Here is a 19,226-nt window from a genome sequence, read left to right on the forward strand (position 1 = left end):
CACCCGGCCATGATCCCCGAACGACTCAGGCCGGGTCCACCACAATCACGTGGAGGTGGCGAGGTCCGTGGACGCCCTCGACGCGGTCGAGCTCGATGTCGCTGGTGGCGCTGGGGCCGCTGATCCAGGTCAGGGGGCGTCGGGGGTCGAGCAGGGGGAAGGCATCGGGTACGTCGGCGACGACTTGGTCGGCGTACACGACGCACACGTGCCGGTCGGGCACGAGGCTGATCGCACGGCGGCCCTGGTCGGGCTCGTGGTCGAGCACGATGGTGCCGGTCTCGGCGATGCCGACGCGGCAGGCGGTGACCACGGCGTCGTGGCCGTCGAGGTCGCCGGCGCCGAGACTGCCGTCGTCCACGGTCACGCCGGGCACGGCGAAGCCCAGCCGGCCTTCCAGTCCCGGGGGACGACGACCCGCGCGGTGCGGGGCAGCGAGTGGGGCAGCGCGGCGGCGACGGCGGCGGGCAGGTCGTCGGGGTGGCAGCGCTCGACGGTCGCGCGGTAGTCGGCGACCCGCTCGGCGAAGTGGTCGAGCAGGCCGGCACCCGCCGGGGACGGGCGCCGGGCGGGGCGAGGACCGGCTCCGAGGCGGGCGCCGTCCCGGTGACGTCGGCGAGGGCGGCGCGCACCCGGCCGAGGATCTCCTCGCGGGCGCTAGTCATCGAGCTCGCCTCCTCGGGTCCGGCTCCACCAGTCCCGGAAGGACTCCGCCGGTGGGCGGGCAGGTCCCGGGCGTCGGTCCAGGCCGCGCCAGGTCCCGGGAGCCGTCCCAGGGTGGTCCTACGGCGGCGCCGCAGCACCCGGCCGGCGACACCGGACAGCCGCTCCAGCCGGCCCAGCCGCCCGGCGTCGCCGAACGCCCAGGCCGCACCCCGGAAGGCGAGGGCCTCGGGCTTGGGGACCCGATCGGCGCGGTGGCCGTCGACGACCTTCGAGCGCAGGTGCACCAGCACCTCGGGGATGTCGATGCGCACCGGGCAGGCCTCGAAGCACGCACCGCACAGCGAGGACGCGTAGGGCAGCGAGTCGGTCTGGGCATCCCCGGTCCCGCGCAGCAGCGGGTTGAGGATCGCGCCGATCGGGCCCGGGTAGACCGAGCCGTAGGCATGACCGCCCGCCCGCTCGTAGACCGGGCACACGTTCAGGCACGCCGAGCACCGGATGCAGCGCAGCGCCTGCCGGCCGACCTCGTCGGCCAGCGCCCGGGTACGGCCGTTGTCGAGGAGCACGACGTGCACCTCCTGCGGCCCGTCGCCGGGGGTGCTCCCGGTCCACATCGAGGTGTAGGGGTTCATCCGCTCGCCGGTCGAGGAGCGCGGCAGCAGCCGCAGCAGCGGGTCGAGCTCGGCCCAGGTCGGCACGACCTTCTCGATCCCGACCACCGAGACCAGCACCTCCGGCAGGGTCAGGCACATCCGGCCGTTGCCCTCGGACTCGACCACGACCAGGGTCCCCGAGTCGGCGACCGCGAAGTTGGCGCCCGAGACCGCCATCCGGGCGCGGAGGAACTTCTCACGCAGGTGCTCCCGCGCGGCGCCGGCGAGGACGGCCGGCTCGTCGCTCAGGTCGTCCGGTGCGGGCCTGCCGACCTCACCCATCCGGCGGCGGAAGATCTCCCGGATCTCCGCACGGTTGCGGTGGATCGCCGGCACCAGGATGTGGGAGGGCAGGTCCCCGCCCAACTGGACGATCAGCTCGGCCAGGTCGGTCTCCCAGGCCGCGATGCCCGACGCCTCCAGCGCCTCGTTGAGACCGATCTCCTGGGTCACCATCGACTTGACCTTGACCACCTCGTCGACCGCGTGCGCGCGGGCCACCTCGACGACGATCCGGTTGGCCTCCTCGGCGTCGCGCGCCCAGTGCACCACCGCTCCCCGGGCGGTCAACGCCGCCTCGAGCCGGACCAGGTTGTCCTCGAGAGCCAGCAGGGCACGCTCCTTCACCGCCGCACCGGCCAGCCGCAGCTCCTCCCAGTCGTCCACCTCTCCCACGACCGCCGCCCGCTTGGCGCGGATCACGCCGGTGGCGTGGGCCAGGTTGTGGCGCAGCTGGGTGTCGGCGAGCGCCTTCCCCGCCGCGACCGGGAACGCCGGCATCCCCACGAAGGTGCCGCTCATGCCGGCTGCTCCTCGGTCGAGGCGAGGATCTCCGCCAGATGCATCACCCGGACGCCGGCTCGCCCACGGCCGAGCACACCGCCGATGTGCATCAGACACGAGTTGTCCCCGGCGACCAGCACCTCCGCACCGGTCTCCCGCACATGCCGAGCCTTGTCAGAGCCCATCGCGACCGACGTGTCGGAGTTCTTCAACGCGAACGTCCCACCGAAACCGCAGCACTCCTCGGCCTGGGGCAGATCCACCAGCCGCAGGCCCCGCACCCCCTCCAGCAGCCGCCGGGGACGGTCGCCGACGCCCAGCATCCGCAGCGAGTGGCAGGTCGGGTGGTAGGTCACCGAGTGCGGGAAGTAGGCCCCGACATCGCTCACCCCCAGCACGTCGACCAGGAACTCGCTCAGCTCGTAGGTCCGCGGAGAGGTCCGCGCCACCGCCGCCGCCAGGCCCGCATCACCCGCGCGCCGGGCGACCAGGCCGTGCTGATGCCGCGCCGAGCCCGCACACGATCCCGACGGCGTCACGATCGCGTCGTACCCCTCGAAAGCGCCCACGAACGAGCGCACCGCCGGCACCGCCTCGTCGAGATAGCCCGTGTTGACCATCGGCTGCCCGCAGCACGTCTGCGCCCCCGGGAACTCGACCTCCACACCCAGCCGCCGCAGCAGCCGGACAACGGCCCGCCCCGTCCCCGGGAACATCGCGTCGTTCACGCAGGTGACCATCAACGCGACACGCATACCGCCCACTCTCCCACCGCCACAGCTGTTGAAACGATTCATACCCCAGACACGGAAACGGCGCAACTGCGCTCGCAGCTGCGCCGCTCCGCCTCTCAGAGGATCAGCGTCGCTTCACCTTCCCGGTCTTGGCGCTGGTCACCGTCGTGGTCTGGTGACCGGGCAGGGACACGGTGACCTTCACCCGGATCCTCTTGCCCTGCCACTTCCCCTTCAGCTTCAGCCTCGCCTTGGTGCCCTTCTTGATCGCCTTCCCGCCGGCGAACCACTGGTAGGACACGGTGGCGCCGGCCGGCACCGCCAGCGTCGCGGTCAGCCTCTTCCCGACCCGCGCCTTGCCGGTGAGCGCGGGGACACCCAGCGCGAGGCCGGCGGCGGTCACCGGGCTGGTCGCCGCCGAGTCCGCGACGCCGCTGTCACCCTCCTTGGTGGCCGTCACCCGCACCGAGATGCGGGCGCCGAGGTCGGCGCCACCGAGCAGGTACGACGACCCGGTGGCTCCCGGGATCGGCGTACCGTCGCGCAGCCACTGCCGGGTGAGGGCGAGCCCCTTGGTGTTCCAGGAGCCGTCGGTGGCGGTGAGGGTCGCGCCGAACTGCGGCGTGCCCGTCACCTGCGGCGCCACGATCGCGGCGATCTCGTCGACGTCGGCGAGCGTGACCGTGGTGCGGTGCACCGCCTCGGTGTTGCCGGCGAGGTCGGTGGAGACGTACTCGACGACGTGGTCGCCGTACCCCTCGACCAGCACCGGGCTGCCGTCGGACCGCTTCCACTTCCCACCGTCGATCCGGTAGCTCGTGCGCGCCACGCCGCTCAGGGCGTCCTCGGCCGTGAGCTCCAGCCGCGCACGGTCGGACTCCTCGACGCCGCTGCCCCGCTCGGTGGTCACCACGGTGACCGGCGGCGTCAGGTCGATGCCGACCTTCAGCTCACCCGCCGCCGACCGGTTCCCGGCGGCGTCCGTCGCGCGGTAGGAGACGGTGTGCTCCCCCTCCTCGGCGAGGACGACGGGGCCGGTGTAGTCCTGCCAGCCCGAGGAGCGGCCCACCTGGACCGCCGGAGCCGGGTCGCGGCCGTCGGCGGCGGTCACCTCGACGGCGACCGGCGAGGAGTACCAGCTCCCGGCGCCCGGCACCCCGCTGGTCACCGTGGCGGACACGTCCGGCGCCCGGGTGTCCTCCGGCAGGGGCAGCACCCACATGTCGGCCAGCGACGGGTCGTAGTAGCCGGAGGCGTCGAGCGGGTACTCGTACTTGATCCGCGCGGTGCCGTCCGCGGGCAGCACCGCCGGGTCGTCGACCACGAGGTCGTAGACCTTGATGCCCGCGCCCGACTCGCTGCGCGGCACCAGCTGGGTCTTCACCAGCACGTCGTCGACGTAGACGTTGTACTTCTTGGTGCGCGCGCCGTCGTAGGTCTCGACGTTGCGGATCAGGAACGGCTCCCCGGCGGGGACGGCGACCTCGACCGAGTACCACGAGCCCGGGAAGTTCGAGTGGGCGTAGCGCCGGGTGTAGCCGGCCTCGGTGTTGGTGCCGCTGCTCGGCGACGCCTGCAGGCCGTGCGCCTGCTCCGATCCCGACTCGCCGAAGTCGACGTGGTCGACCGCCTCGCCCGCCGGCGGGTGCGGCAGGTCCACGGTGACGCTGGCGGCCTTCGAGACCACCGTCCGCCCGGCCCGTCGTACGTCGACGCTCAGCTCCGTCGTCCCGCCGACCAGGTCGAGGGGAACGGTGACGGGAACCGTCGCGGTGACCGTCTCCCCGGCGGGGACGAGCGTCTCGGCCGAGGCGACCGAGCGCCAGCCGTCGGGGAGGCTGCCGGCGGCCACGGAGACCCGGAGGTCCCGTTCGCCGTCGTTGGTCACCGGGACCTGCAGCACGACCCGCTCCACCGGGTCCTCGGCGGCGGGCTCGGCGGTGACGTCGCCGATGCCCAGCCCGGAGTCGACCCGTGCCCAGCCCGCGGTCGTGTCGCTGACGGTGTAGTCGTGACCGTCGAGGGTGAAGGCGACCTCCACGCGGGCGTCGTAGTCGCCGGCCGCGGCGTTGGCGGGGACGACCACCGGCACGGGCAGCTCGACGCTGCCGCCAGGCGCCAGGTCCACCGGCTCCACGCTCGCCGGCGCCCAGCCGGCGACCCGGACGGTGGCGGTCAGGTCGGTGACCTCGGCACCGCCGTCGTTCGCGACGACGAGCGCACCCGTCACCTCGTCGCCGGCGGCGACCGGGTCCGCGACGGGCGGGAGGCTCACGGCCACGCCCTGGGCGGTCATGGCGACCCGGGCCAGCGCCTGCTCGATGGCGGCGAGACGGCCGTCGACGTCGCCGCGGACGGGTCCGTCGACGTCGCTGCCGGCGAGCCAGGACCGCAGGGCGCGGATGGCGTCGAGGGCGGCGACGAGGTGCTCGGTGCCGGCGTCGCCGTCGGCGGCCCGCGCCTCGAGCACGGCGTCCCGGGCCTCGTCGAGGCCGTCGGTCAGCTCGGTCCCGTCCTCGGCGGTCAGGTCACCGCTCGCGACGGTGTCGCCGACGTGGTCGCGGGCGTCCGCGATCAGGTCGAGGATCGCGCCGAGGGGAGCGTCCGCCGCGGTCACGGCGAAGTGGTAGCTGCCCGAGCCGACGGTCACGACGACCTCGCCGTCGGCGCTGCTGACGTCCTGGACGCCGTCGACGTCCTGGAGGAGGTCGCCGCCCTCGGTCACGGCCCAGGTGTTGGCCGCGGGCAGCACCACCTCGGCGGTGGTGTTGACCGGTACGTCGACGTCCAGGGTGAGGTCGTCGTCCTGCCGCTCCCAGTCGGTCGCGATGGTGCCGTAGACGGAGTCGAGCTCGCCGCGGGCGTCGGTCAGGGCGCCGTCCACCGCCGGGACCACCCGGAACCTTCGGTAGCCCGGCTCGAGCGGGCTGATGCCGCCGATGTGCTGGTACATCCAGTCGCCCACGGCGCCGTACGCGTAGTGGTTGAAGGAGTTCATGCCGACATCGCCGAAGGAGCCGTCGGGCTTGATCGAGTCCCACCGCTCCCACATCGTGGTGGCGCCCATCGCGACCTCGTAGCCCCACGACGGGTAGTCCTCGTGCAGGAGCAGCTCGTAGGCGAGGTCGTCGCGGTCGATCGAGGTGAGCGCGGGGAGCAGCCACGGCGTGCCGAGGAAACCCGTGGTCAGGTGGTTGCCGCTCGCGGCGAGCTTGGCGACGAACCGTGCGGCCACCTTGGCGCGCAGCTCGTCGGGGACGAGGTCCATGCCGAGGGCCATCGCGTAGCCGGTCTGGCTGTTGCCGGTGACGGTGCCGTCGGCGGCCACGAACTCCTCGCCGAACGCGGCCCGCACGTCGACCGACCGCTGCGCGAACGCGGCGGCGTCGGCGTCCTCGCCGATCGCGGCCGCCATCTCCGCGAGCATGCGGGCGTCCTCGGCGTAGTACGCCGTGCCGAGCACGCCGACCGGAGTGGGGTCGTCCAGGTTGAGCCAGTCGTTCCAGTTGCCGCGGGCGGTGTCGATCAGGTCGGGACCGGCGCCGGCCTCGACCAGGGCGAAGTACTTCGTCATCAGGGCGTAGTTCTCCCGCACGATCGCGGTGTCCCCCAGCGCCTTGAAGACCGCGTAGGGGACGGTGATGCCGGCGTCGGACCACCCGAGGCCGGTGCCGAGGTCGATGCCCGGCGGCACGGGGGCGATGCCCGGCAGGTTGCCGTCGGCGTACGCCGAGTCGCTCAGGTCGGTCATCCACTTGGACAGGAACGCCCGGGTGTCGCGCAGGTAGCTCGCGGTGGGGGCGAAGACGTTGATGTCGCCGGTCCAGCCGAGCCGCTCGTCGCGGGCGGGGTGTCGGTCGGGATCGAGACGAAGTTGCCGCGCTGGCCCCACGAGATGTTGCTGAGCAGCTGATTGAGCATGGAGCTCGACGTCTCCAGGTGTCCGGTGGCGGGCAGGTCCGAGCCCCACACCACGCCGGTGACGTCGCCGGCCATCGGCGGCGTGCTCGCCCCGGTGATCTCGACGTAGCGGAAGCCGTGCTGGGTCAGCGCGGGCTCGTAGGTGATGGTCCCGGCGGCGCCGAACGTGTAGTAGTCGGTCACCTTCGCGGCCCGGAGGTTGGCGGTGTACAGCGTGCCGTCGGGGTTGAGCACCTCGCCGTAGCGCACGTTCACCGTGGTGCCGGCCTGCCCGGTCAGCACCATCCGGGCCACGCCCACCATGTTCTGGCCGAGGTCGTAGACGAAGGTGCCCGGCGTGGGCTCGGTGCGTTCGACGACGTCGAGCTCCTCGGTCGTGCGGACCGGCTCGTCGGGCTGCGGTACGACGAGGTCGGTCGCCGAGGGCCGGACGACGGCGGCGGCCCAGCCGCTGTCGTCGTACCCGGGCTGGTCCCAGCCGGGCTGGGCCTGGCGGGCGTCGAAGGTCTCGCCGTCGATGTTGTCGGCCGCGGCGTAGGGACCGCTGTGCGTGGTCCAGTCGTCACCGGTGTCGACCCACTGGCTGGTGCCGTCGGTGTAGTCGACGCGCAGGCGGGCGAGCAGGGACAGCTGGTTGCCGTAGACGCCGGGCCCCCACATGCCGACCTTGCCGGCCCACCAGCCCCTGCCGAGCGTGGCGCCGAGGCCGTTGCTGCCGTCGCGGACCTGGTCGGTGACGTCATAGGTCTGGTGCTGGAACCGGGTGTTGTAGTCGGTCCAGCCGGGTGCGAGGTGCTGGTCGCCGACGGCCTCGCCGTTGAGGGTCAGCTCGTAGATCCCCGCGCGGTGGCGTAGATCCGCGCCCGCTCGACGGTCTTGCCGGCCTCGGTGGCGAAGTCGGTGCGCAGCAGCGGCAGGTTGTCGTCGGGCGAGTGCCACAGGAACTCCTGGTTCCCCTTGACCTCGAGGCCGCCGGCCACCAGGGAGCCGCCGTTGAACGGGTTGCCGTCGGAGAAGTCGGTGTCGAGCAGCACGTCGCCGTTCTCGGCCTGGACGTGCACGGCGTGGACGGTGAACGCCTCGGTGCCCTCGGTGGCGACCGAGGTCCGGAAGCCGACGAAGCCCTTGGCGAAGTCCGTCCTCGTGCGGGTGTCGATCTGCTCGCCGTCGATCGAGGTGGTGATCGTGTCGCCGTCGACGGTCACGCTCATCCGGTGCTGACCGGTCCTCAGCTCGTCGGCCGTGATGATCGAGCTGATGTCGACGTCCCCGAGCGACGCGTAGCTGCCGTTGATCTTGGTGTGCGGCCGGAAGAGGGCCTGGTCGCCCACGGCCTTGACCTGCCACATGTAGCCGTTGTTGGTGTTCGCGCTGCGGACCATGGCGGCGAAGACGAGGTTGTCGAGGGTGAAGTCGAAGTCCGCGGTGTAGTCGGTCCACCTGTTGACCTCGGAGTCGGCCGGCGCGCCGACCCACTCCGCGTCGCCCCAGTCGGCCGCGTCCAGCAGCCCGGTCTCGAACCAGGACGGGTCGCTCCACCCGCTCGCCTGCCCGCCGCCGTCCCAGACCCGGACCCGCCACGAGTACCGGGTCTGCGCGTCGAGCGCCGGCCCGCCGTAGGCGATGTTGAGCTGCTCAGCGGACTGCACCTGGCCCGACGACCAGACCACGGCGCCGCCGTCGGCCTCGGCGACCTCGAGCTCGTACGCCGACTGGACGGCCCCGCGGGCCTCGGACGTCGACCTCCAGCCGAACACGAGGCCGTCCGCGCCGATGCCGAGCGGCGTCGTCCGTCCGTTGGTCTGCAGCCCGGTGACGGCGAGGCCCTCTCCGGCGGCCGCTGCCGCCGCGGCCGGTGCCGGGGCGAGGCCCGTCAGGGTCCCTCCCGTCAGCATGCCGAGGGCCAGGGTGGCGGCCGCGACCGTCGAGGTCAGGTACCGACGGGGTGACTGCATCAGGGGGCCTCCTAGTTGAAACGTTGCAACGAAAACTAGGAGGAAGTGACGAGCGCCACAAGACGAGTGACCGGATCCGGCCAGGGCGACGCTCCTCTTCGACGAATGGCAGCTGGAACCGGCGATCTGGAGCCATGCCCGCCGCGAGGTCGACGATCGCCACACCAGGGGGAGCTCATCCTGACCGGCTCGGCCAGACCGCGTGACGATGCCACACACCACTCCGGCGCAGGGAGAGTCGGTGTTCTCGGGATGCGGCCCCTGAGCCTGTTCGAGTCAGGCCGCTCGAACGGCCAGATGTCGCCGACCGCCCTCCTCGGAGGGGAGGGGCAGAGACGTCCCTGCGACGGGACACAGGCGGAACCCGCGCAACCTCAGGAGGCTTCTCTCGTCGCTCGCCCGCAACCTCGGACAAGCGAAGCGAACCGAGCTGACCGACGTCGACAGAGATCGTCAGCCTTGGCCGTGAGCCATCCCGCCGATCGGCTCAGATCAGGCCGGCGCGCACGGCGTGCACGACGACCTCGATCGAGGAGTCAACGCCCAGCTCGTCGGCGACGGTGCGCAGCCGTCGGCGCACGGTGCGGTCCGAGAGGCCGATCTTGCGGCCGATGGCGTCGATGGTGAGCCCCTGGGCGAGCAGGCCGAGGATCTCGAGGTCGAGGCCCGTGGGCGTCCATCCCTCGTCCTTGCCGGCGACCCGCCGCTCGTGGACCACGGTCATCCGACTCGCCGCTCGGCCGCCGCCCAGTCGGTGCCGTCGCGCGGCTCGAACCGGCGGACGTCGTACGAGCGCCGGACGAGGTCGCGCATCGCCGACAGGTCCGGGAGGTCGGCGCCGAGGGCGCGGCCCTGGACGAGGACGTTGCCGAGGGCGGCCGCCTCGACCGGGCCGGCGAGGACCGGCAGGCCGCAGGCGTCGGCGGTGAGCTGGCAGAGGAGCTCGTTCTGCGAGCCGCCGCCGACGACGTGGACGACCTCGGGCGAGGTCCCGGCGAGGGTGGCGGCCGTGCGGACGTGGCGGCGGTAGGCGACGGCGAGGCTGTCGACGATGCAGCGGGTGATCGCGACCGGGGAGTGCGGGACTGTCTCGCCGGCTTCCGCGGCCAGCGCGGCGATCCGCTCGGGCATCGGGTCGGCGGCCGTGCTCGGGGCGAGCAGTCGTGGGTCGTTGATGTCGACGACCGTGCGGAGCGGCGCGAACTCCGCCGCGGCGGCGATCAGCGAGCGCAGCTCGACGTCGGCGTAGCGGCGCTCGCTCCACGACCGCAGCGACTCCGAGAGGACCCACAGGCCCATCACGTTCTTGAGGAAGCGCACGGTGCCGTCGACGCCCAGCTCGTTGGTGAAGTCGGCCTCGCGCGCGGCCTCGGTGAGCACGGGGGCGTCCAGCTCCAGGCCGACCAGCGACCAGGTGCCGGAGGAGATGTAGGCGAAGTCGCCGCCGCTCGCGGGCACGCCGACGACGGCCGAGGCGGTGTCGTGCGAGCCCACCGCCACCACGGGTACGTCGGCGCCGACGCCGACCTCGCGGGCGACCTCGGGCAGCAGGGGGCCGAGCAGGGAGCCCGGGTCGCGCAGGGGCGGCAGGATCCCCCACGGGAGGCCGAGGTCGCGGCACAGGTCGACCGCCCAGGCGCCGGCGCGGACGTCGTACAGCTGGGTGGTGGAGGCGTTGGTGCGCTCCGCGCCGACGGCGCCGGTGAGCCAGTACCCGAGCAGGTCCGGCAGCAGCAACAGGGTCTCGGCGGACTCCAGCGCGGCGGTGCCGCGGGCGGCGACCAGCTGGTAGAGCGTGTTGAACGGCAGCTGCTGGATGCCGGTGGTGGCATAGAGCGCGGGCGCGCCGATCTCGGCGACCACCTTCTCGGCGATCCCGTCGACTCGCGCGTCGCGGTGGCTGAAGACCTGGCCGAGGAGCAGGCCGTCGCGGTCGAGCAGCCCGTAGTCGATCGCCCAGGAGTCGATGCCGATGCCGTGCAGCGGGCCGGTGCGGGCGACCTCGCGGATGCCGGCCAGGGTCTCGCGGTGGATGCCGAGGACGTCCCAGAACAGCGACCCCCGGGCCCGCACCGCCCGTTGGGGAAGCGGTGCAGCTCGTTGATCTCGACCCGGTCGGCGCCGATCCGGCCGGACATCACCCGGCCGGACGTGGCGCCGAGGTCGACCGCGGCGACCCGCACCGTCATCGCAGGAACGCTGCGGCCACCCCGGCGTCGACCGGGATGTGCAGGCCGGTGGTGTGGGTCAGCTCCGGGCCGCAGAGCACGAACACCGCGTTGGCGATGTGGTCGGGCAGCACCTCGCGCTTGAGGATCGTGCGCTGGGCGTAGAACTTCCCGAGGTCCTTCTCCTCGACGCCGTAGACGGCGGCGCGGTTGGCGCCCCAGCCGCTGGCGAAGATGCCGGAGCCCTGGACGACGCCGTCGGGGTTCACGCCGTTGACCTTGATGCCGTGCTCGCCGAGCTCGGCCGCCAACAGCCGGACCTGGTGGGCCTGGTCGGCCTTCGCGGCGCCGTACGCGACGTTGTTGGGCCCGGCGAAGATCGAGTTCTTGCTGGAGATGTAGACGATGTCGCCGCCCATCCGCTGCTCGATCATCACCTTCGCGGTCGCCTGGGCGACGAGGAAGGAGCCCTTGGCCATCACGTCGTGCTGGAGGTCCCAGTCCTGCTCGGTGGTCTCCAGCAGCGAGCGGGACAGCGAGAGGCCGGCGTTGTTGACGACCAGGTCCACGCCGCCGAAGGCGAGCACCGCGGCATCGACAGCCGCCTGCACGGCCTCGGCACTCGACACGTCGACCCGGACGCCGACGGCGACGTCGCTGCCGCCTAGCTCCACGGCCGCCTCCTGCGCCCTCTCCAGCGACAGGTCGGCGATCACGACGCAGGCACCCTCGGCGGCGAGCTTGGCCGCGGTGGCCCTGCCGATGCCGGAGGCGGCGCCGGTGACGAGCGCGACCCGCGTGGCGAGCGGCTTCGGCTTCGGCATCCGCTGGAGCTTGGCCTCCTCGAGCGCCCAGTACTCGATGCGGAACTTCTCCGCCTCGTCGATCGGGGCGTACGTCGACAGGCCCTCCGCGCCGCGCATCACGTTGATCGCGTTGACGTAGAACTCACCGGCCACGCGGGCGGTCTGCTTGTCCTTGCCGAAGCTGAACATGCCGACGCCCGGCACCAGCACGATGAGCGGGTCCTTGCCGCGGATGGCCGGCGACTCGGGGGTGGCGTGCCGGTCGTAGTACGCCTGGTAGTCCTCGCGGTACGCCGCGGCCAGCTCGTGCAGCCGGGCGATGCTGTCCTCGACCGAGGCGCTCGGGGGGAGGTCGAGGACGAGCGGCTTCACCTTGGTGCGCAGGAAGTGGTCCGGGCAGGAGGTGCCGAGCGCAGCGAGCCGCGGGTGCTCCGAGGAGGCGAGGAAGTCCAGCACCACGTCGGTGTCCGTGAAGTGGCCGACCATCGGCCGGTCGGCGCTCGCGATGCCGCGGACGGTGGGGGCCAGCGCCGCGGCCCGCGCGCGGCGCTGGGCGTCCGGCAGGGCGGCGTACCCGTCGAGGGCGGGGCCGAAGGGCTCGGCCTTGCTGTGCTCGGCGATGTAGGCGGCGGCGGTGTCGATGATCCACAGCGAGTTGGCCTCGGCCTCCTCGCTGGTGTCGCCCCACGCGGTGATGCCGTGGCCGCCGAGGATGCAGCCGATCGACTGCGGGTTCTGCGCCTTGATCCCGGCGATGTCGAGGCCGAGCTGGAAGCCGGGCCGGCGCCACGGGACCCAGACGACCCTGTCGCCGTAGATCTCCTTGGTCAGCGCCTCGCCGTCGGCGGCGGTCGCGATGGCGATGCCGGAGTCGGGGTGCAGGTGGTCGACGTGCGCGGCGTCGACGAGACCGTGCATGGCGGTGTCGATCGACGGGGCGGCGCCGCCCTTGCCGTGCAGGCAGTAGTCGAACGCGGCGACCATCTCGTCCTCGCGCTCGATGCCCGGGTAGACGTCGACCAGGCTGCGCATCCGGTCGAGACGGAGCACGGCGAGGCCGGACTCGGTCAGGGTGCCGAGGTCGCCGCCGGAGCCCTTGACCCAGACCAGCTCGACGGGCTCGCCGGTGACCGGGTCGGTCTCGGTGCCCTTCGCCGAGGTGTTGCCGCCCGCGTAGTTGGTGTTCTTGGGGTCGGCGCCGAGGCGGTTGGAGCGCGCGATCAGCGCGGCTGCTGCGGGATTCGTCATCGTCTCTCTCAGTTCCACGAAAGCTGGGTGCCGCCGACGCGGGCGGCCTCGATCTGCGCCTGGTAGCCGGACTCGGCGTACGCGCGCATCGGGTCGGCCGGCAGGCCGCGCTCCTCGCGCCAGGCGGCGAGGTCGGCGCGGACGTCGGTGTAGAAGGCGTCCATCAGCACGCCGTGCGCGCCGAGCACGTCGCCGGCGGACTGCGCGGCGTCGAGCGCCTCCCGGTCGACGAGCAGCGCGCGGGCAGTCATCTCCTGCACGTTGAGCACGGAGCGGATCTGCCCGGGGATCTTGTCCTCGATGTTGTGGCACTGGTCGAGCATGAACGCGACGTCGCTGTGCCCGTCGGGGTTGGCCGGGCCGTAGCCGCCGCCGCGGATCACCTCGAAGAGGATGCGGAACAGCTGGAACGGGTCGGCCGCGCCGACGATCAGGTCGTCGTCCGCGTAGAAGCGCGAGTTGAAGTCGAAGGAGCCGAGCCTCCCGAGCCGCAGCAGCTGCATCACGATGAACTCGATGTTCGTGCCCGGGGCGTGGTGGCCGGTGTCGAGGCAGACCATGGCCCGCTCGCCGAGGGCCGCGACCTGGGCGTACGACGTGCCCCAGTCCGGGACGTCGGTGTGGTAGAACGCCGGCTCGAAGAACTTGTACTCCAGCACCAGCCGCTGCTCCTCGCCGAGCCGGCCGTAGATCGTCGCGAGCGACTCGGCGAGCCGGTCCTGCCGGCCGCGCAGGTCGGTCTGGCCGGGGTAGTTGCTGCCGTCGGCGAGCCAGATCTTGAGGTCCCGGGAGCCGGTCGCGGCCATCACGTCGATGCACTCGAAGTGGTGGTCGATCGCCTTCTGCCGGACCTTCGGGTCGAGGTGGGCGAGCGAGCCCAGCTTGTAGTCGTCGTCCTGGAAGGTGTTGGAGTTGACCGTGCCGAGTCGCACGCCCTGCTCGACGGCGTACGACGCGAGCGCGGCGTAGTCGTCGACCTTGTCCCACGGGATGTGGAGGGCGACGGTCGGCGCGAGGCCGGTCAGCCGGTGCACCTGGGCAGCGTCGGCGATCTTCTCCTCGACGCTGCGCGGGGTCCCCGCGCTGCCGAAGACCTTGAAGCGGGTGCCGGAGTTGCCGAACGCCCACGAAGGGAGCTCGATGGCCTGGCCGTCGAGCTGGGCCGCGATGGCGGCGAAGTCGGTCATGATCAGTGGCTTTCTGCGCGAGCAGCGGTCAGTTGGTCGTCGAGGTGGAAGACCTCGCGGAGCAGGACGAATCCCTCGTCGGGTGCACCCTCGAGCTGGGTGAAGTACGACGCCATCTCGGCCTGCCAGCGGGCGTTGACCTCGGTGGCGGCCATGGCGGCCCGGGCGGCGGCGAGGTCGTCGGCCTCGACGTACCCGATCAGCAGGCCGTCCTCCCGCAGGAACAGGGAGTAGTTGCGCCAGCCCGTCTCCTCGAGCGCGGCGAGCATGTCCGGCCAGACGGCGCGGTGTCGCTCGGCGTACTCCTCCATCCGGTCGGGACGGACCTGGAGACTGAAGCAGTAGCGGGGCATGGGTCACCCTCCTCCCTGTTCCCGCGGTCGTGGCGGGTCCGGCGACTCAGAAGTGGAAGTCGTCGATGTTGTCGGCGTTGAAGCGGTACGGGTCGCCGAGCAGGACGGTGCTGTCCGCGCCGACGGTGAACTCGCCCAGGTCGCCGGCCTCGAAGGTGTCGCCCTCCGCACCGGTGATGTCGCCGTCGGCGAGCGCCTTGCCGGCGTACGCCGAGAGGTAGCCGAGCTCCTCGGGGTTCCAGAGCGCGAACTCGGCGACGGTGCCGTCCTTGACGTAGTCGCGCATCTGGTCCGGGGTGCCGAGGCCGGTCAGCGCGACCTTGCCCTTGGCCGACGACGTCGACAGGTAGCGGGCTGCGGCCGAGATGCCGACGGTGGTCGGCGAGATGATGCCCTTGAGGTTCGGGTGGTCGGCCAGCAGCGCCGCGGTCTTGTCGAACGAGGTCTGGTCGTCGTCGTCGCCGTAGACGGTGTCGACGAGCTTGATGTTCGGGTGGTTGGCCGCGAGGTCGGCCTTCATCAGGTCGATCCAGGCGTTCTGGTTCGTGGCGTTGGCGGCCGCCGACAGGATGGCGACCTCGCCCTCGTCGCCGATCTGCTCGGCGATGATGTCGATCTGGACCTTCGCGATGCCCTCGGCGGTGGCCTGGTTGATGAACAGGTCGCGGCACTCGGGGTCGGTGTCGGAGTCGAAGGTGACGACCTTGGTGCCGGCGTCGCGGGCGGCGTTGAGCGAGTCGCACAGCGCCGTCGGGTCGTTGGCCGAGACGATCAGGGCGCTGACGCCCTGCGCGGCCGCGGTGTCGATGTAGGAGACCTGCGCGTCGGGGCCGGCCGTGTCGGGACCCACCTCGGCGTAGGTGCCGCCGAACTCCTTGACGGCCTTCTCGCCGCCGGCGTCGCTGGTCTCGAAGTACGGGTTGCCGAGGTTCTTCGGCAGGAAGGTGACGGTGAGGCCGTCGCCGTCGCCCGAGCCGCCGCCGTCGTCGTCGCTGCCGCAGGCGGCCAGGCCCAGGGTGGCGACCAGCGCCAGTGCTGCACCCGCAGCGAACCGCTTGGTGTTGATCCTCATTGAGCTACCTTTCGGGTGTGGTCGCCGTTGACCGGCGTCTTCGGTGTGGCTGCGTCGGCCACGGCCCGCCGCGGAAGCAGAGCCCGGATGCGCGGCAGGAAGTTGGAGGCGATCACCGAGCCGACCAGCAGCAGGCCGATGATGATCTGGATGACCTCGGAGCCCTGCCCGTCGAGCTGGAGCGCCGAGTTGAGGACGGCGATGAGGAGCACGCCGGCGATGACGCCGTGCAGCGCGCCGCGGCCGCCGAAGATGGAGACGCCGCCGAGCAGCACGCCCGCGATCACCTTGAGCTCGAAGCCGGTGCCGGTGTCGGTGGCGACGGAGTTGGCCTTGAGGGCGACGTACACGCCGGCGAAGGCGGCCACGGCGCCGCTGAGCGTGAACAGGATCAGCTTGGTGCGGGCGACGTTGACGCCGGCGAAGTGGGCGGCCTCGTCGCTGAGCCCGATCTCGAAGATGCTGCGGCCGAAGCCGGTGAAGTGGAGCAGCAGGCCGAACACCACGGCCAGGACGACGATCGGGATGATGATGTTGGGGTACTGCGTGTCGCCGATCCGCTCGGTCGGCCAGCTGCGCCAGTCGCCGGGGAAGCCGGAGATCCGCTTGTCCTGGATCAGGCCCTGGGCCAGGCCGCGGTAGAGCGCCAGGCTGCCGATGGTCACCGCGAGCGAGGGCAGCCCGACGTACGCGACGAAGAAGCCGTTGAGCGCGCCGAGGGCGGCGCCGGCGGCGATCGCGACGAGGGCGGCCGTCGGCACGGACAGGTCGTGCTCGACCACGAGGACGCCGGTGATCGCCGCGCTCGCGCCGAGCGTGCTGGCGACCGACAGGTCGATCTCTCCGGTGACGATGATCAGCGTCATCGGCAGCGCCATCAGCAGGATCGGCGCGTACTCCTTGAGCAGGTTGTAGATCGTCAGCGGCCCGTCGAAGTACTGCACGTTGCCCATCGCGTAGACGAACACCACGACCAGGGCGAGGATCACCGCGGCCTCGCGGTTGAGGAGGAGCCGGGCCAGCAGGTTGCGGGAGTACGACGGGTAGGTGCGGGTCGCCCGCTCGGCCTGCGGGGCGTCGGGAGTCAGGGTGCTCATGCGTGGTCCCTCGCTTCCACGAGCTGGTGGGTGCGCCGGATGCTCAGCACGCGGTCGAGGACGATCGAGCCGATGATCAGCGCACCGACGACGGCGCCCTGCCAGAACTCGCTGATGCCCAGGATGGGGAGCGCGCGGTTGATGGTGACGAGGAGGAAGGCGCCGATCGCGGCGCCCCAGACGGTGCCGCTGCCGCCGAAGATCGCCACGCCGCCGATGACGACGGCCGCGACGGCCTGCAGCTCGATGCCGGACCCGGTGCCGGAGAAGGCGGTGGCGTAGCGGGCGGCGGAGAAGACGCCGGCCAGTCCCGCCAGGGCGCCGCAGAGGACGAAGGCGCCGAACACCCGGCGGGTGGCGGGCAGGCCGTAGAGGTCGGCGGCGTCGGGGTCGGACCCGATGGCGTAGAGCTCGCGGCCGCCCCGGGCGGTGTGGAGGTAGTAGCCGACGGCGGCCACCACGACGAGCGCGATGATCGTGAGCACCGGGATGGTCAGCACCTGCTGCGTGCCGAGCCTCTCGAAGTGCGCCGGGTAGTCCTGGGCGTTCATCCGCTTGCTGCCGACCTCGTGGGTGAGCGCGCCGCGCAGGACGTACATCGTGCCGAGCGTGATCACCAGGGCCGGCACCTTGAACAGCGCGACCAGCAGCCCGTTGACCGCGCCGATCGCCGCGCCGACCGCGAGGCCGGCGAGGAACACCACGATCACGGACGTGTCGGGGTTCGCGACGAAGATCTTGCCGGTGACGTATGCCGTGATGCCGAGCGTCGAGCCGACCGAGAGGTCGACATTGCGGGTCACCACCACGACCATCTGGCCGACGGCGAGGAGCAGCAGGATCGACGGCGCCAGCAGGGTGTCGCGCCAGCCGTCGGCGCTCAGCACGAACGAGTTGCGCCGGGCCGTGGCGACCAGGATCAGCAGCGCGAGCACGATGACGATCGCGAGCTCGCGGGAGTGGAGCAGGGTGTGGACGGCGCGGGCGGCCGGGCTCTGCCGCGACGGGGCCAGCGTGGAGGTGCTCATGCTGCGGGCTCCTTCGTCGCGCCGTCGGCGGACCGGGTGGCGGCGGCCATGACGTTCTCGGGGGTGGCCTCGTCGCGCGCGATGTCGGCGGTGATCCGGCCCTCGCAGACGACGAGCACCCGGTCGGCCATGCCGAGGACCTCGGGGAGCTCGGAGGAGATCATCAGGATCGCCAGGCCCTGGCCGGCGAGGTCGGACAGCAGCCGGTGGACCTCGGCCTTGGTGCCGACGTCGATGCCGCGGGTCGGCTCGTCGATGATGAGGAGCCGCGGGTCGGTCGCGAGCCACTTGGCGATGACGACCTTCTGCTGGTTGCCGCCACTCATCGTGGCGGCGCGCATGTCGAGGGCGCTGGTCTTGACCTGGAGCGTCGCGGCCCAGGGGCCGGCCGCCCGGTTCTCGGCGCGTGCGGTGAGCAGGCCGGCGCGGCTGAGGCCGCCGCGGATGACGGAGGCGATATTGCGGGCGACCGAGCCCTCGATGACCAGGCCCTGGTGGCGGCGGTCCTCGGGGACGAAGGCCATGCCGGCGCGGATCGCCCGGCGGGGGCTGCCCTTCGGGATCGCCCGGCCGCCGAGGGTGACCCGCCCCTCGTCGTACCCGTCGACGCCGAAGACGGCCCGGGCGATCTCGCTGCGGCCGGCGCCGACCAGCCCGGCGAGGCCGACGATCTCGCCGGCGCGGACCTGGAAGGAGACGTCGTGGAACTCGCCGGTCGAGCTGAGCCCCTCGACGTCGAGGACCACGTCGCCGACGGGCGCGGGGGTCTTCGGGAAGAGCTCGGCGACCTCGCGGCCGACCATCCTCGCGACGATCTCGGACTCGGTGGTCTCGGCGACGCGGGCGGTGGAGACGTAGGCGCCGTCGCGCATCACGGTGACGGTGTCGCACAGGTCGAAGACCTCGTCGAAGCGGTGGGAGATGAAGACCAGGGCGCGGCCCTCGTCGCGCAGGCTCCGGGCGACGGCGAACAGCCGGGCGACCTCGTTGCCGCTGAGCGCCGCGGTGGGCTCGTCCATCACGAGCAGCTTCGCGTCGAGCGAGATGGCCTTGGCGATCTCGATGAGCTGCTGGTCGGCGATGGACAGGCCGTTGGCGACCCGGCGGGGGTCGATGCTCACGCCGAGGCGGGCGAAGAGGGCGTGCGACTCGTCGTACATCCGGGTCCGGTCGATGCGCCGGCCGCGGCCGAGCGGGTGGCGGCCCATGAAGATGTTCTCGGCCACCGAGAGGTCGGGGAAGAGGGTGGGCTCCTGGTAGATGACGGCGACGCCCGCGGCCTTGGACTCGGCGGTCGAGCCGAAGTCGACCGGCTCGCCGAGGAGGCGGAACTCGCCGGCGTCGCGGCGATGCACGCCCGCGACGATCTTGACCAGCGTGGACTTGCCCGCGCCGTTCTCGCCGACCAGCGCGTGGATCGAGCCCGGCAGCACCTCGAGGGTCCCCGAGCGCAGCGCGGCGACGGCGCCGAACGACTTGGCGACATCACGCAGCTCGAGGGTCGGCGCGGGGCGCTCCTCGTGGTCGGACATCTCACTCCTCTTGCTCGACATCT

Annotated in this window: 12 protein-coding genes and 3 pseudogenes; all 15 read right to left on the reverse strand. The window is 72.2% G+C overall.

From position 1 onward, the window contains the following. Nucleotides 1–25 precede the first annotated feature (25 nt). The 15 genes and pseudogenes from FIV44_RS33560 to FIV44_RS12000 all read right to left on the reverse strand — a co-directional run bounded on the left by FIV44_RS33560 (nt 26) and on the right by FIV44_RS12000 (nt 19,203). A pseudogene (locus FIV44_RS33560) lies at nt 26–665 on the reverse strand (LutC/YkgG family protein). 360 nt (nt 666–1,025) lie between these two features. After that, nucleotides 1,026–2,120, reverse strand: a pseudogene (locus FIV44_RS11940) (lactate utilization protein B); the annotation flags it as partial. Next, nucleotides 2,117–2,899: a (Fe-S)-binding protein gene (locus FIV44_RS11945; RefSeq protein ID WP_246086927.1), complete on the reverse strand. Its 783-nt coding sequence runs from the start codon at nt 2,897–2,899 to the stop codon at nt 2,117–2,119. The pseudogene FIV44_RS11940 and the gene FIV44_RS11945, both read right to left, overlap by 4 nt. A gap of 61 nt (nt 2,900–2,960) precedes the next feature. Continuing rightward, nucleotides 2,961–5,132, reverse strand: a complete 2,172-nt coding sequence (locus tag FIV44_RS34030; RefSeq protein WP_425465171.1) for an OmpL47-type beta-barrel domain-containing protein — start codon at nt 5,130–5,132, stop codon at nt 2,961–2,963. A gap of 425 nt (nt 5,133–5,557) precedes the next feature. Continuing rightward, a pseudogene (locus FIV44_RS34035) lies at nt 5,558–7,696 on the reverse strand (family 78 glycoside hydrolase catalytic domain). Continuing rightward, entirely contained in the window at nt 7,582–8,712 is a 1,131-nt protein-coding gene (locus FIV44_RS31310; RefSeq protein ID WP_219996409.1) for a glycoside hydrolase family 78 protein, read from the reverse strand. The pseudogene FIV44_RS34035 and the gene FIV44_RS31310 overlap by 115 nt, the downstream one beginning before the upstream one ends. A 487-nt stretch (nt 8,713–9,199) precedes the next feature. After that, nucleotides 9,200–9,436 (reverse strand): helix-turn-helix domain-containing protein, encoded by a 237-nt coding sequence (locus tag FIV44_RS11960; protein ID WP_141004627.1) that lies wholly within the window; start codon nt 9,434–9,436, stop codon nt 9,200–9,202. After that, nucleotides 9,433–10,785 carry a rhamnulokinase gene (locus FIV44_RS11965; protein ID WP_246086928.1) on the reverse strand — a complete coding sequence of 451 codons (1,353 nt, stop codon included), beginning with the start codon at nt 10,783–10,785 and terminating at the stop codon, nt 9,433–9,435. The genes FIV44_RS11960 and FIV44_RS11965 overlap by 4 nt, the downstream gene beginning before the upstream one ends. Before the next feature lie 112 nt (nt 10,786–10,897). Then, entirely contained in the window at nt 10,898–12,934 is a 2,037-nt protein-coding gene (locus FIV44_RS11970; RefSeq protein ID WP_141004628.1) for a bifunctional aldolase/short-chain dehydrogenase, read from the reverse strand. Between the two features lie 8 nt (nt 12,935–12,942). Beyond that, on the reverse strand, nt 12,943–14,121 hold the full coding sequence (gene rhaI / locus FIV44_RS11975) for an L-rhamnose isomerase (RefSeq protein WP_141004629.1): 1,179 nt from the start codon (nt 14,119–14,121) through the stop codon (nt 12,943–12,945). A gap of 2 nt (nt 14,122–14,123) precedes the next feature. Then, nucleotides 14,124–14,474, reverse strand: coding sequence for an L-rhamnose mutarotase (locus tag FIV44_RS11980; RefSeq protein ID WP_141004630.1), 351 nt, complete (start codon nt 14,472–14,474; stop codon nt 14,124–14,126). A gap of 46 nt (nt 14,475–14,520) precedes the next feature. Beyond that, nucleotides 14,521–15,546, reverse strand: a complete 1,026-nt coding sequence (gene rhaS / locus FIV44_RS11985; protein WP_141004631.1) for a rhamnose ABC transporter substrate-binding protein — start codon at nt 15,544–15,546, stop codon at nt 14,521–14,523. After that, nucleotides 15,543–16,643, reverse strand: coding sequence for an ABC transporter permease (locus FIV44_RS11990; protein WP_141004632.1), 1,101 nt, complete (start codon nt 16,641–16,643; stop codon nt 15,543–15,545). The genes rhaS and FIV44_RS11990 overlap by 4 nt, the downstream gene beginning before the upstream one ends. Beyond that, complete coding sequence (locus FIV44_RS11995) at nt 16,640–17,671, reverse strand: ABC transporter permease (RefSeq protein WP_141004633.1); 1,032 nt, start codon at nt 17,669–17,671, stop codon at nt 16,640–16,642. The genes FIV44_RS11990 and FIV44_RS11995 overlap by 4 nt, the downstream gene beginning before the upstream one ends. Further along, nucleotides 17,668–19,203 carry a sugar ABC transporter ATP-binding protein gene (locus FIV44_RS12000; RefSeq protein WP_141004634.1) on the reverse strand — a complete coding sequence of 512 codons (1,536 nt, stop codon included), beginning with the start codon at nt 19,201–19,203 and terminating at the stop codon, nt 17,668–17,670. Before FIV44_RS12000 ends, FIV44_RS11995 begins: the two co-directional genes overlap by 4 nt. Nucleotides 19,204–19,226: the final 23 nt, after the last annotated feature.

Source organism: Nocardioides humi (assembly GCF_006494775.1).
Taxonomy (GTDB): domain Bacteria; phylum Actinomycetota; class Actinomycetes; order Propionibacteriales; family Nocardioidaceae; genus Nocardioides; species Nocardioides humi.

What these genes read in the sequence shown, in the direction of transcription:
- FIV44_RS11945 (WP_246086927.1), bottom strand. Translation starts at nt 2,899, where the DNA reads ATGAATCGTTTCAACAGCTGTGGCGGTGGGAGAGTGGGCGGTATGCGT.
- FIV44_RS34030 (WP_425465171.1), bottom strand. Translation starts at nt 5,132, where the DNA reads ATGACCGCCCAGGGCGTGGCCGTGAGCCTCCCGCCCGTCGCGGACCCG.
- FIV44_RS31310 (WP_219996409.1), bottom strand. Translation starts at nt 8,712, where the DNA reads ATGCAGTCACCCCGTCGGTACCTGACCTCGACGGTCGCGGCCGCCACC.
- FIV44_RS11960 (WP_141004627.1), bottom strand. Translation starts at nt 9,436, where the DNA reads ATGACCGTGGTCCACGAGCGGCGGGTCGCCGGCAAGGACGAGGGATGG.
- FIV44_RS11970 (WP_141004628.1), bottom strand. Translation starts at nt 12,934, where the DNA reads ATGACGAATCCCGCAGCAGCCGCGCTGATCGCGCGCTCCAACCGCCTC.
- rhaI (WP_141004629.1), bottom strand. Translation starts at nt 14,121, where the DNA reads ATGACCGACTTCGCCGCCATCGCGGCCCAGCTCGACGGCCAGGCCATC.
- FIV44_RS11980 (WP_141004630.1), bottom strand. Translation starts at nt 14,474, where the DNA reads ATGCCCCGCTACTGCTTCAGTCTCCAGGTCCGTCCCGACCGGATGGAG.
- rhaS (WP_141004631.1), bottom strand. Translation starts at nt 15,546, where the DNA reads ATGAGGATCAACACCAAGCGGTTCGCTGCGGGTGCAGCACTGGCGCTG.
- FIV44_RS11990 (WP_141004632.1), bottom strand. Translation starts at nt 16,643, where the DNA reads ATGAGCACCCTGACTCCCGACGCCCCGCAGGCCGAGCGGGCGACCCGC.
- FIV44_RS11995 (WP_141004633.1), bottom strand. Translation starts at nt 17,671, where the DNA reads ATGAGCACCTCCACGCTGGCCCCGTCGCGGCAGAGCCCGGCCGCCCGC.
- FIV44_RS12000 (WP_141004634.1), bottom strand. Translation starts at nt 19,203, where the DNA reads ATGTCCGACCACGAGGAGCGCCCCGCGCCGACCCTCGAGCTGCGTGAT.